This window comes from Streptomyces sp. BJ20 (genome assembly GCF_022869105.1).
GTDB classification, from domain to species: domain Bacteria; phylum Actinomycetota; class Actinomycetes; order Streptomycetales; family Streptomycetaceae; genus Streptomyces; species Streptomyces griseoincarnatus.
In genome coordinates this window covers 1752145-1764671 of sequence record NZ_CP094918.1, presented here as the reverse complement: position 1 = coordinate 1764671, position 12527 = coordinate 1752145, and the positions used below count along the sequence as shown (strand labels likewise).

Sequence of the window (12527 nt, the reverse complement as noted above, 5' to 3'; positions counted from 1 at the left end):
CGGCGGCGCGGAAGGCACCGCGACCGCCGGCGTTCACACGGACACGCCGGCCCCGGCCGGGTGGCTGACGACGCCGCGGCGTCCGCTCAGACCCCGGCGCCCAGCACGGAGTTGATGCGCTGCGGGTCCCCGCAGACGATCAGCAGCGACCCGGCCCGGGCGTGGGCCGCCTTCAGGGCGGTGGCGGTCACGGACTCGGGGCCGCCGTTGACGGCGACGACCACGACGGGACGCGCCTCGGCACGCTTCGCCACCTGGGCGTCGGTGTAGAAGACGTCGTCGCCGGCGTCGTGCTGCGCCCAGTAGGACGCTTCACCGAAGGACAGTTCGTGGGTGGCCCACGGGTGCTGTTCGCCGGTGGTGATCACCAGCACGTCGCCGGGCGTGCGGCCGGAGTCCAGGAGCAGGTCGACGGTCTCCTCGGCGGCGTCGAGCGCCCCTTCGACGGAGGCCGGGATCAGCTGGATCTGCGGGCCGTCGGAGGCGGGCGCAGCCGAAGGGCCGGGCTTGGCCGCGGGGGCCGCGTCACGCGAGGTGCGCTGGGCCGGCGGCGCCGGCCGCGGCGGGCCGGGACGACCGGGACGCGACGGAGCCGCAGGGCGGGGACCGGGTACGGGGCGGGGGGTCGGCGCGGTGCGGCCACTGGCCGGCGTGGCGCGGGGACCCTGGGCACTCTCGTGAATCTGAGGCTCCTCGGGAATGAGAGGCATGAGCTGATTTTTATCAAACGGTGGCACGGCCGGCGTCGCCGGGTGGCACATCAGTGCGAGCGTCCGGTCAGAAGTCGAAGCCGAGTTGGCCCTCGATCTCCGGGACGCGCGCCTCCGCCCAGGCGCGGGCCTTCTTGAGGTGCCGCCACTGGGGCAGCGCATCAAGATACGCCCACGACAGCCGGTGGCACGGGGTGGGTCCCCGGACCTCCAGCGCGGCCCGGTGCACGGGGGACGGATACCCGGCGTTGTCCGCGAAACCGAAGTCTGCATGGTCGGCGCCCAGTTCGGCCATCATTTTGTCGCGCTGGACCTTGGCGATGACCGACGCCGCCGCCACGGCCACGCACGACTGGTCGCCCTTGATGACCGTCCGGACCCGCCAGGGCGAGCCGAGGTAGTCGTGCTTGCCGTCGAGGATGACCGCGTCGGGCCGGACGGGCAGACCCTCCAGGGCACGGACGGCCGCCAGCCGGAGCGCGGCGGTCATCCCCAGGTCGTCGATCTCCTCGGGCGACGCGTGCCCCAGGGCGTACGACGTCACCCAGCTCCGCAGCGTCTCGGCGAGTTCGGTGCGGCGCTTGACGGTGAGGAGCTTGGAGTCGGTGAGCCCCTCGGGGGGCCGTCGCAGTCCGGTGATCGCCGCGCAGACGGTGACCGGGCCGGCCCACGCACCACGCCCCACCTCGTCGACACCTGCAACGATCTTCGCTCCGGTCGTGGCGCGGAGTGAGCGCTCGACGGTGTGAGTAGGTGGTTCGTACGGCATGGCGCCCTTAGCGTACGCCGCCCGGTCCGGCGTCCGACACCCCGGTTCCCGGACTGTGGTCACCACCGTCACCACCTTGTGATCAGGAGGCGTGCCGACGCAGCAGCGGAACCATCAACTGGTCGATCATCTGCTCCAGATCGACGTCCGACCATTCGCTGCCGCACATCTTCGAGCGGTACATCATCATCGCCGGGATGGCGTCGAAGACGTACCCATTGGCCGCGTCGGGCCGCACCTCTCCCCGCTCGATACCGCGCTCGACCACCTCGCGGAGCATGGTGAGGGTCGGCTCCACGACACCGTTGAAGATCACCGCGTGGAAGCGTTCGGCCTCGGCGCTGTCGCACTCGTGAATGACCGCACGCAGGGCGAATCCCGGCTTGGAGAACATGGCTTCCCGGGCCCTGCGACACAGCTCCAGCAGGTCCTCGCGCACACTTCCCAGGTCCGGCGCCTCGTGGAAGTCGGGCAGCGCGGCGCGCAGGGCGTCGGCGACGAGGTCCTCCTTGGAGGGCCAGCGCCGGTAGACGGCCGCCTTCCCCGTCTGGGCGCCCGCGGCGACGCCCTCCATCGTCAGGCCGTTCCAGCCGACCGTGCTGAGCTGCTCCAGCGCGGCCTCGAGGATCGCGCGTTCCAGCACGGCGCCGCGGCGGCGGGAGGCGGCCGTCTGAGCCTGGGCGGCGGCCCAGCTCGAAGTAACCATCTGACTCTCTCCAACGAGCAGAGGAAGCGGGCATTCGGGGATGAAGCACCCGCCGCACGACGCCGAAGGGGGACGCGCCGACACGACGGCCATTCAGTGAACGCTTGCGTTCACTGTCGGGGTCTCCTAACGTTGACGCAACAGTGAACGCGCTCGTTCACTAACTCTTCCGTGGGGGACCCATCGTGACCACCTCTCCTTTGCTCCAGGATCCAAAGCCGGGTGCGGCTCGCCGGCCAGGGCGTCCCGGCATCGCCCTCGCCGTCATCGCGGCCTGTCAACTCATGGTCGTACTCGACGCGACGATTGTGAACATCGCGCTCCCGCACATCCAGAATGCCCTGCAGTTCAGCACCACCGATCTCACCTGGGTGGTCAGCGCCTACACCCTGACCTTCGGCGGACTGCTGCTCCTCGGCGGCCGGGCCGGCGACATCCTGGGCCGGCGCCGCGTCTTCATGAGCGGCATCCTGCTGTTCACCGCGGCCTCCCTGCTCGGCGGGCTCGCCCAGGAGCCGTGGCAACTGCTCGCGGCACGTGTTCTGCAGGGCGTGGGAGGCGCGATCGCCTCGCCGACGTCGCTGGCGCTCATCACCACCACGTTCCCGGAGGGCCCCGAACGCAATCGCGCCTTCGGCGTCTTCGCCGCGGTCTCGGCGGGCGGCGGCGCCATCGGACTGCTCGCGGGCGGCATGCTCACCGAGTGGCTCGACTGGCGGTGGGTGCTTTTCGTCAACGTGCCCATCGGTCTGCTGATCGCCGTCCTCACGCCGATGTACATCAACGAGTCCGAACGGCACAGCGGACGCTTCGACATCGCGGGTGCGGTGACCTCGACGGCCGGTATGGCCACGCTCGTCTACGGCTTCATCCGCGCGGCCGAGGAGGGCTGGAGCGACACCGTCACCATCGGCTCCTTCGTCGCCTCGGCGATCCTGCTGGCGGGCTTCGCGCTGATCGAGTCGCGCGCCAAGGAACCGATCACGCCGCTGCGGATGTTCGCCGACCGCAACCGATCCGGCACGTACGTGATCATGCTCAGCCTCGCCGCGGCGATGTTCGGCATGTTCTTCTACATCGTGCTCTTCGTGCAGAACGTCCTCGGCTACACCCCGATCGAGGCCGGTCTCGCCTTCCTGCCGGTGACGGTCGTGATCGCCGCCGGGGCGGGGATCTCGCAGCGGTTCCTGCCCGTGTTCGGCCCCAAGCCCTTCATGATCATCGGTTCGACGCTGGCCGCGCTGGGTCTTGCCTGGCAGACGCTGATCGACTCCGACAGTTCCTACGTCAGCGGCATCCTCGGGCCGATGCTGGTCTTCGGCTTCGGCATGGGCCTGAACTTCGTGACGCTGACGCTCACCGCGGTCTCCGGCGTGGCCCAGCACGAGGCCGGGGCGGCCTCCGGTCTGCTCAACGCGACCCAGCAGGTGGGCGGATCGGTGGGCCTGGCGCTGCTCACCACGGTGTTCGGCACGGCCAGCCGGAACGAGGCGGAGAAGCAGGTGCCGGCCTTCCTCGCGGAAGGGACGGCGGAGCAGAAGGCGGAGTTCGCCCGGACGCAGCAGCTTCCGGCGCCGTGGGGGCACGAGGTGCTCGCGCAGGGCATCTCCTCGGCCTTCGTCCCGGCCGCCGCGATGGCGGTGCTGGCCCTGGCCGTCGCCTGGCTCGTCATCCGGGTCCGCAAGAGCGACCTGGAGGCGCTGTCCGGCACGACGGGACCCGGCATCGGCTGAGGAGAACACCGCACGCGCCCGGCCCGGCGACGCACCGGCCGACTTCACGGGGGTCGGCCGGGCGACGCCGGGCCGGCGGCGCGCGTACGACAGCAGCACGGTGCACAGCACGATGAGCACCCCCGCCCACACAGTCATCCAGCACCCCTTTCCCCGTAGTACCCGCACCCCGCGCCGACACGTGTCAGCCTCCGCGGAACCGCACAGGGCCCACAGCACCTCGCACCGCCCGCAGCCGACACCCCGACAACGACCGCCGGTCACACAGAGTTCCCACTCTGCACGGAGAGTTCCGAAACAGGGGGGCCCAGGACAGGGAGGTCCAAAACAGGGAGGTCCGAGACGGGGAGTCCCGAGAGGTCGGACCGGCGTGGACGCCTCAGACCGCCACCGACCGCATGACCCACTCCGGCAACGCCTCCACACGCTCCGCCCACTCCTCCGGCGGCGCCCCCGCCGACCCGGCCGCGACCACCCCGCCCACGATGGCGCAGGTGGTGTCGACATCCCCGCCCACCTGCGCGGTCGTCCAGAAGGCGTGCTCGTAGTCGGTCAGGGAGCGGGCAGCGGACCAGAGCGCGAAGGGCACAGTGTCGTGCGCGGTCGTACGACGTCCGCAGCCGAGGACGGCCGCGACGGTGGCCGCGTCACCGTAGTCGAGCATGTCGCGCGCCCGGCGCAGCCCGGCGCCGACCGCACTGCGTGCGGGGATCAGCGCGACGACCCCGTCGAGGAGGTCCTCGGCGCCGGGCGGCCCGTCCGGCGCGGCGGCGAGGGCGGCCGCCGCGGCGACGGCCATGGCGCCGACCACGGCCTCGCGGTGCTGGTGCGTGGGGTAGGCGGAGATCTCCGCCTGGTGGGTGGCCTGCTCGGGGTCGTCGGCGTACCAGGCGCCCAGGGGCGCGATGCGCATGGCGGCTCCGTTGCCCCACGAGCCCTGGCCGTTGAAGAGCGCGGCGGCCAGTTCGCGCCAGTCGCCGCCCTCGCGGACCAGGCGCAGCAACCGGTTGACGGCGGGGCCGTACCCCCGGTCGAAGTCGTGGCGGTGGGCGAAGGAGTGGGCCAGGGCGTCCTGGTCGATGCGGTGGTGCGCGGCCAGGACGGTGACGACGGAGCACGCCATCTCGGTGTCGTCGGTCCACTGCCAAGGGCCCTCGGGCAGTTCGCGGCGCTTGAGCAGCGGGTAGTTCACCGGCACGAAGAACTGCGAGCCGAGCGCATCCCCCACCGACAGGCCGCGCAGGCTCGCCAGCGCGCGCCCCAGCCGCGCCTTTGGGGAACGTTCAGTGGTCATCGCCTCGCAACTCTCCCATCCGGCTCTCGCCGACTCCAGTACATCTCGTCTATCCGGTGATCGGGTAACGCCCCGGCTCGCGCCAGCGCTCGAAGGGCTTGTCGAGCGCGTACTTCCCGTTCTCGCCCAGGACGAGCATCCTCACCTCGGCGTTCCCCGGGTTGGACAGCGACTCGAACTCCGCCACGGTCCAGTGGAACCACCGCATGCAGAACAGCCGCATGGCCAGGCCGTGGGTGACGATGAGGACGTTCGGCGGATGATCCGGGGCCTCGAAACTGCGGAACAGGCTCTCCAGGAAGCCGCCGACGCGGTCGTAGACGTCGGCGCCGGACTCGCCCTGGGCGAAGCGGTAGAAGAAGTGGCCGTAGGCGTCCCGGTAGGCCTTCTGGAGGCGGACGTCCGCGCGGTCCTGCCAGTTCCCCCAGTCCTGTTCGCGCAGGCGGGGCTCCTCCCGGACGCGTATCAGGTCCGGGTCGAGGTGGAAGGCGTGCAGGGTCTCGAGCGTCCGTCGGTACGGGGACACGTAGACGCTGACCCGCTCCTGGCCGAAGAGGTCGCGGAGCCGCTCGCCCGTCCCCTCGGCCTGCTTTCTGCCCCGCTCGGTGAGGCCGAGGGCGTGGTCGGGCTCGCGCTCATAGACGGTGTCGTCAACATTGCCCGTTGATTCACCGTGCCGGACAAGGACGATGCGCCGTGGTCGTGCCATGCCAAAACCCTAGATCGGGCGAGGGCGCTTCGGGCACTCGTGCGGGCTCCGTACGGCATTTGTCACACATCTTCGCCGCGCCGGGCCACGGAAGCGTGCTCACACCGTCCAGGCGGACTCCATGTCGACGATGTCGCCCGCGAGGGCCGCGACGTCCGCCTCGGTCTGCGCCCTCAACGCCAGTCGCTCCACTCGTTCGGTCCGGTACTTTCCGTGTTCGGCGGCGGACCGCCACATCGAGAGCACGAGGTACTCGCTGCCCGGCGCCTCGCCGAACAGACCTCGCACCATGCCGGGCGAGCCGGCCATGGCCGGGTTCCAGACCTTCTCCTGCATGAGGACGAAGTGCTCGGCGCGCTCCTCGTGGACGCGGCACAGCGCGACCCGGATCAGGTCGGCGTCGGTGAAGCGGGCCTCGAACCCCGTCTTCACGTCGAAGCGGTGGTCGAACAGCCTGACCTGGGCGTTCTTGAAGGTGCCCGCCTGGGAGGAGGCCAGCCGGTCGTGGGACCGGGCCATGAAGGAGTCGTAGAAGGCGCGGCTCTCCCAGAAGGAGAAGACGTGCGCCACGTCCTGCCGGCCCCGGCTCCAGCCGCCACCCTGCGCGCGAAACCCCGGCTCCCCCAGAAGCCCCGCCCACTTCCGCTGTCCCCGCTCGAACCCCCGACGGTCCACCACGGTGCAGCGAATCCACTTGACCAGCACCGCGCCATCGTAAGGCCAGGGAGCGCGGCCCCGGTCGCCCTCGCGAGGACTGCGTACCGGCGCCCGGGAGCGCATGCGTGGCAGGATGGACAAACTGCCGTGGTTTCGCGGTAGTTGGGGTGCGCCGGCAGGACGGTCACGTGGAAGGGGACAACTGGTGAACGGCCTCAACAAGGGGATCCGCAAGGTCGAGATCGCGCTGCGGTGGGATCCGAGCCCGTCGGAGGAGCCCTCCACCGACCTCGATCTGGTCGCCGCGCCCTACCTGGCGGACGCCCCGCACGGGGACCCCGCCTACGTGGTGCACTTCGACAGCCGCTCCCCCGACGGCACCATCACGCTCGACCGGGACAGCCAGGACGGCAAGGGCTTCGGGTACGACGAGGTCATGACGCTGGAGCTGGACCGCCTGGACCCGCGCTACGCGCGCGTGGTGGTCGGGGTGGTCATCCAGCAACAGCAGGCGCCGCGGACGTTCTCGGGGGTGCGCAACCCGGGGCTTCGCATCCGCGAGGGCTACGACGTGCTGGCGGAGGACGACTTCGGCGGGGCGCCGGGGGCAACGGCGGCCACGGTCGCGGAGTTCGTCCGTGAGGGCTCGGGCCCCTGGGAGTTCCGCGCGGGCGTGCACGGCTTCGACGGCGACCCGGTGGACTTCACGCGCGCCATGGGCGCGGCCCGCCGGGCCTGACCCCGAAGGACGGCCCACGGAGAGGGGCGCGGAACGCCCGAGGGCGGTGGCACCGGTTACCCGGTGCCACCGCCCTCACCGTCTCACCGCCGGGCAGGGCCCGGGCGGGTCGGCGTCAGCTGCAGCCGCTGGTCGAGCCGCAGCCCTCGCAGATGTAGCAGGAGCCGGCGCGCTGCATCTTCGTGCCGCAGGAGAAGCACAGCGGGGCGTCGGCCTGGATGCCCAGCTGCATCTCCACCAGCTCGGCGCTGGTGTGGGCCTGCTTCGGGGCCGGCTTGGCCGCCTCGGTCTCGGCCTTCGGCGTGGAGACCGCCTTCAGCTCCTGGGCGCGCGGGGCCGACTGGGCCAGGCCCTCGACGTCGACCTCGTCGTCGGTCGGCTCGTAGGAGCCGGTCTCCAGGTGACGCTGGCGCTCCTCGGCGGAGTGGATGCCGAGCGCGGAGCGCGTCTCGAACGGCAGGAAGTCCAGCGCCAGGCGGCGGAAGATGTAGTCGACGATCGACTGCGCCATCCGCACGTCCGGGTCGTCCGTCATGCCGGCCGGCTCGAAGCGCATGTTGGTGAACTTCGAGACGTAGGTCTCCAGCGGCACGCCGTACTGGAGGCCCACCGAGACGGCGATGGAGAAGGCGTCCATCATGCCGGCGAGCGTGGAGCCCTGCTTGGACATCTTCAGGAAGACCTCGCCGAGACCGTCGTCCGGGTAGGAATTGGCGGTCATGTAGCCCTCGGCGCCGCCCACCGTGAAGGAGGTGGTGATGCCGGGACGGCCCTTGGGGAGGCGCTTGCGGACCGGGCGGTACTCGACGACCTTCTCGACCGCGGCGCGGATGGTCTCCTCGGCCTTCTCCGTGACCTCGGCCTTCTCCTTCTCCTTGGTCTTGGCGGAGAGGGGCTGGCCGACCTTGCAGTTGTCGCGGTAGATGGCGAGCGCCTTGACGCCCAGCTTCCAGGCCTCGAAGTAGATCTCCTCGACCTCCTCGACGGTCGCCGTCTCCGGCATGTTGACCGTCTTGGAGATGGCGCCGGAGATCCACGGCTGGATCGCGGCCATCATGCGGACGTGGCCCATCGGGGAGATGGCGCGCTCGCCCATGGCGCAGTCGAACACCTCGTAGTGCTCGGTCTTGAGGCCGGGGGCGTCGATCACATTGCCGTTCTCGGCGATGTGGGCGACGATCGCCTCGATCTGCTCCTCCTGGTAGCCCAGGCGGCGCAGTGCCTGCGGGACGGTGCCGTTGACGATCTGCATCGAGCCGCCGCCGACCAGCTTCTTGAACTTGACCAGGGCGAGGTCGGGCTCGACACCGGTGGTGTCGCAGGACATCGCCAGGCCGATGGTGCCGGTCGGGGCGAGCACCGACGCCTGGGCGTTGCGGAAGCCGTTCTTCTCGCCGAGGCGCAGGACGTCCTGCCAGGCCTCGGTGGCGGCCGCCCACACCGGGGTGTCCAGGTCGTCCATGCGCGTGGCGACGCCGTTGGCGTCGGCGTGCTGCTTCATGACGCGCTTGTGGGCGTCGGCGTTGCGGGCGTAGCCGTCGTACGGGCCGACGATCGCGGCGAGCTCGGCGGAGCGGCGGTAGGCGGTGCCGGTCATCAGGGAGGTGATGGACCCGGCGAGGGCGCGGCCGCCGTCGGAGTCGTAGGCGTGACCGGTGGCCATCAGCAGCGCGCCGAGGTTGGCGTAACCGATGCCGAGCTGACGGAAGGCGCGGGTGTTCTCGCCGATCTTCTCGGTCGGGAAGTCCGCGAAGCAGATCGAGATGTCCATCGCGGTGATGACCAGCTCGACGACCTTCTGGAAGCGCTCGGTCTCGAACGACTGGTTGCCCAGGCCGTCGTCCTTGAGGAACTTCATCAGGTTCAGCGAGGCCAGGTTGCAGGACGTGTTGTCCAGGTGCATGTACTCGCTGCACGGGTTCGACGCGGTGATCCGGCCGGACTCGGGGCAGGTGTGCCAGTGGTTGATGACGCCGTCGTACTGGATGCCCGGGTCGGCGCAGGCCCACGCGGCCTCGGCGATCTTGCGGAAGAGCGTCTTGGCGTCGACCTCCTCGATGACCTCACCGGTCATGCGGGCACGCAGGCCGAACCTGCCGCCCTTCTCGACGGCCTCCATGAACTCGTCGTTGACGCGCACGGAGTTGTTGGCGTTCTGGTACTGGACGGAGGCGATGTCGTCGCCGCCCAGGTCCATGTCGAAGCCCGCGTCGCGCAGGACGCGGATCTTCTCCTCCTCCTTCACCTTGGTCTCGACGAAGTCCTCGATGTCGGGGTGGTCGACGTCGAGCACGACCATCTTGGCCGCGCGGCGGGTGGCGCCGCCGGACTTGATGGTGCCGGCGGAGGCGTCGGCGCCGCGCATGAAGGAGACGGGGCCGGAGGCGTTGCCGCCGGAGGAGAGGAGCTCCTTGGAGGAGCGGATGCGGGAGAGGTTCAGGCCGGCGCCGGAGCCGCCCTTGAAGATCATGCCCTCTTCCTTGTACCAGTCGAGGATCGACTCCATGGAGTCGTCGACGGACAGGATGAAGCAGGCGCTGACCTGCTGCGGCTGGGGCGTGCCCACGTTGAACCACACGGGGCTGTTGAAGCTGAAGATCTGGTGCAGGAGGGCGTAGGCCAGCTCGTGCTCGAAGATCTCGGCGTCGGCGGGCGAGGCGAAGTACCTGTTGTCCTCGCCGGCCTTCCGGTACGTCTTCACGATGCGGTCGATCAGCTGCTTGAGGCCGGTCTCGCGCTGCGGGGTGCCGACGGCGCCCCGGAAGTACTTGCTGGTGACGATGTTGACCGCGTTCACCGACCAGAAGTCGGGGAACTCCACGCCGCGCTGCTCGAAGTTGACCGAGCCGTCGCGCCAGTTGGTCATGACGACGTCACGGCGCTCCCAGGCCACCTCGTCGTACGGGTGGACCCCCGGGGTGGTGTGGATGCGCTCGACCCGCAGTCCCTTGCCGGCCTTGCTCGCCTTGGCTCGGGAACTACGTGCCGGACCGCTCGCCGTCTCTGTCATGCCGCCTCCCTGATACGGGCGAAAACGCCCTGAAGTGCCCCGATGTTCCCGTGGCACGGTGTTCTGTCTGATGCTGCGGGCACCCACTCGCCTGCCCGCAACAGGTCTTCTTCGCCGCCGGTCGAACCGGTCCCGGACCCTCGCGTCCGGGGCCGGACCGCCGCTCAGCCGGCGGCGGGAGCGGGCGCGGGGACCTGCGCGGCCCCCTCCTGCCCGCTGTCGTCTTCCTGGCTCCCCGGGGCGGCCCCGTCGCCGCCCCCGTCGCCCTCGGCGGGCCGCTCCGCCCGCCGGAGTTCCGCGATCGCGGCCTCGAAGTCCTCCAGCGAGTCGAACGCCCGGTAGACGGACGCGAACCGCAGATAGGCCACGAGGTCGAGTTCCTGCAACGGGCCGAGTATGGCCAGCCCCACGTCGTGGGTGGTCAGCTCGGCGCTTCCGGTGGCCCGCACCGCTTCCTCGACCCGCTGGCCGAGCTGGGCGAGGGCGTCCTCGGTGACGGGCCGTCCCTGGCACGCCTTGCGCACACCGTTGATGATCTTGGTGCGGCTGAACGGCTCGGTGACTCCCGAACGCTTGACCACCATGAGCGAACACGTCTCCACGGTCGTGAAACGACGGGAGCAGTCCGGGCACTGGCGGCGCCTGCGGATCGACGTGCCGTCGTCGGTCGTACGACTGTCGACGACACGGCTGTCGGGGTGCCTGCAGAAGGGGCAGTGCATGGATCCCAACCCTCCTCACAGCAGACTCAATGACCTCGCCAGGCCTCAGGGGCCTCACGAAGCAGCACCAGCATAGGCGATCGCGGAAGCCTTGAAGACCGGGGGGACCACAACTTCTGGGCTGCTGTCGCAATCCAACCACTACATGTGGGGATTGGCTCATACAACGAGGCCCGCACGCGTGTCGCGCGCCTGAGCGGGAAGACGGCCTGGGATCCATGCCCGTCGCGGGGCCGGCGGGCCGTGAGCCGGTGCACTCCGGGAGCTCCGCCCGTTGGGGAGAAGGCGTGCCGGGTACGAAGAGAGGGCGTGCCGCTCCGGAACAGGGCGGGGCCGCTTCACGCGCGCGGGGGCCCACGATGGCAGACTGAGACCGCGCGCCGCGAGACCGCCGCCCCGGCGGACACCTCGGCGGTGAAGAGTACAACAAATGGCCCGTTTGTCCGGCAGGAAGTGCGGCGACCAATACACCTCGGCGAAAGAACGCGTGCCGCAATTCGCGATTTTTCACTCGAACGTGTGTTTGGCGCAACCTTTCGAAAGCATCTACCGTTGTGCTGCAGGGAGACCATCGAGAGGGGCCGACCGTGACCACCACCGCAGACAGTGCCGCCATCACTGCCCAGGACCGCTCCCAGGGCCGCATCGAGCCGGTGCATGCGATGAACGAAGCCACGAATCCCGAAGCGCACAAGCGCTCCCTGCCGGGCCGACCTCCCGGCATCCGGGCGGACAGTTCCGGACTCACCGACCGCCAGCGCCGGGTCATCGAGGTCATCAGGGACTCGGTGCAGCGGCGCGGGTACCCGCCGTCGATGCGGGAGATCGGCCAGGCGGTCGGGCTCTCCAGCACCTCCTCCGTCGCGCACCAGCTCATGGCGCTGGAGCGCAAGGGTTTCCTGCGCCGTGACCCGCACCGTCCGCGCGCGTACGAGGTGCGGGGGTCCGACCAGGCCGCGTCCGTGCAGCCGACGGACACCGCCGGCAAGCCCGCCGCGTCCTACGTGCCGCTGGTCGGCCGGATCGCCGCCGGTGGCCCGATCCTCGCGGAGGAGTCCGTCGAGGACGTCTTCCCGCTGCCCCGACAGCTCGTCGGCGACGGTGAGCTGTTCGTGCTGAAGGTCGTGGGTGACTCCATGATCGAGGCCGCGATCTGCGACGGCGACTGGGTCACGGTCCGCCGCCAGCCGGTCGCCGAGAACGGCGACATCGTGGCGGCGATGCTCGACGGCGAGGCGACCGTGAAGCGGTTCAAGCGGGAGGACGGCCATGTGTGGCTGCTCCCGCACAACGCGGCCTACGAGCCGATCCCCGGCGACGACGCGACGATCCTCGGCAAGGTGGTGGCCGTCCTCCGCCGCGTCTGACCCCGGCGGGACGCCGGGCCACTCCCTCGGCCCTCCCCGCCCCCTGACCGGACCCCGGAACCCCTGCGCCGGTTCCGGGGTCCTGTGGTGCCTGAGGGCGCCTCGAGCGCC

The 12527-nt window shown here is 70.4% G+C and carries 11 protein-coding genes; 3 read left to right on the top strand and 8 right to left on the bottom strand.

All coding sequences use genetic code 11. The features are described from left to right. Positions 1 to 86: 86 nt before the first annotated feature. The 3 genes from MTR79_RS08180 to MTR79_RS08170 all read right to left on the bottom strand — a co-directional run bounded on the left by MTR79_RS08180 (position 87) and on the right by MTR79_RS08170 (position 2185). Complete coding sequence (locus tag MTR79_RS08180) at positions 87 to 710, bottom strand: hypothetical protein (RefSeq protein ID WP_244789632.1); 624 nt, start codon at positions 708 to 710, stop codon at positions 87 to 89. A gap of 67 nt (positions 711 to 777) precedes the next feature. Beyond that, the gene (locus MTR79_RS08175) at positions 778 to 1479 is read right to left on the bottom strand and encodes a ribonuclease HII (RefSeq protein ID WP_189365602.1); all 702 of its coding nucleotides are present in this window, start codon (positions 1477 to 1479) and stop codon (positions 778 to 780) included. An 82-nt stretch (positions 1480 to 1561) separates the two neighbouring features. Further along, positions 1562 to 2185 (bottom strand): TetR/AcrR family transcriptional regulator, encoded by a 624-nt coding sequence (locus tag MTR79_RS08170; protein ID WP_102637201.1) that lies wholly within the window; start codon positions 2183 to 2185, stop codon positions 1562 to 1564. A gap of 185 nt (positions 2186 to 2370) precedes the next feature. Between MTR79_RS08170 and MTR79_RS08165 the strand changes: the two genes are divergently transcribed. Next, positions 2371 to 3918 carry an MFS transporter gene (locus MTR79_RS08165; protein ID WP_086699474.1) on the top strand — a complete coding sequence of 516 codons (1548 nt, stop codon included), beginning with the start codon at positions 2371 to 2373 and terminating at the stop codon, positions 3916 to 3918. A 379-nt stretch (positions 3919 to 4297) separates the two neighbouring features. Here the strand turns inward: MTR79_RS08165 and MTR79_RS08160 are convergent, their stop codons facing one another. The 3 genes from MTR79_RS08160 to MTR79_RS08150 form a co-directional block, all read right to left on the bottom strand. Further along, a complete protein-coding gene (locus MTR79_RS08160; protein WP_244789631.1) occupies positions 4298 to 5212 on the bottom strand; it encodes an ADP-ribosylglycohydrolase family protein in 915 nt (304 codons plus the stop codon). Positions 5213 to 5261: 49 nt separating this feature from the next. Beyond that, the gene (locus MTR79_RS08155) at positions 5262 to 5921 is read right to left on the bottom strand and encodes a histidine phosphatase family protein (protein ID WP_048456245.1); all 660 of its coding nucleotides are present in this window, start codon (positions 5919 to 5921) and stop codon (positions 5262 to 5264) included. A 99-nt stretch (positions 5922 to 6020) separates the two neighbouring features. Next, positions 6021 to 6626: a YdbC family protein gene (locus MTR79_RS08150; RefSeq protein WP_086699471.1), complete on the bottom strand. Its 606-nt coding sequence runs from the start codon at positions 6624 to 6626 to the stop codon at positions 6021 to 6023. Positions 6627 to 6783: 157 nt separating this feature from the next. Here MTR79_RS08150 and MTR79_RS08145 point away from each other — a divergent pair, with 157 nt between their 5' ends. Then, positions 6784 to 7317 (top strand): TerD family protein, encoded by a 534-nt coding sequence (locus tag MTR79_RS08145; protein ID WP_048456247.1) that lies wholly within the window; start codon positions 6784 to 6786, stop codon positions 7315 to 7317. 115 nt (positions 7318 to 7432) lie between these two features. Here MTR79_RS08145 and MTR79_RS08140 read toward each other — a convergent pair whose 3' ends face one another. Both MTR79_RS08140 and nrdR read right to left on the bottom strand, forming a co-directional pair. Beyond that, positions 7433 to 10327: a vitamin B12-dependent ribonucleotide reductase gene (locus MTR79_RS08140; RefSeq protein WP_189365599.1), complete on the bottom strand. Its 2895-nt coding sequence runs from the start codon at positions 10325 to 10327 to the stop codon at positions 7433 to 7435. 164 nt (positions 10328 to 10491) lie between these two features. After that, positions 10492 to 11049, bottom strand: coding sequence for a transcriptional regulator NrdR (gene nrdR, locus MTR79_RS08135; protein ID WP_086699468.1), 558 nt, complete (start codon positions 11047 to 11049; stop codon positions 10492 to 10494). 587 nt (positions 11050 to 11636) lie between these two features. On the opposite strand from nrdR, the gene lexA reads away from it, so the two are divergent. Further along, positions 11637 to 12416 carry a transcriptional repressor LexA gene (gene lexA / locus MTR79_RS08130; RefSeq protein ID WP_024885652.1) on the top strand — a complete coding sequence of 260 codons (780 nt, stop codon included), beginning with the start codon at positions 11637 to 11639 and terminating at the stop codon, positions 12414 to 12416. Positions 12417 to 12527: the final 111 nt, after the last annotated feature.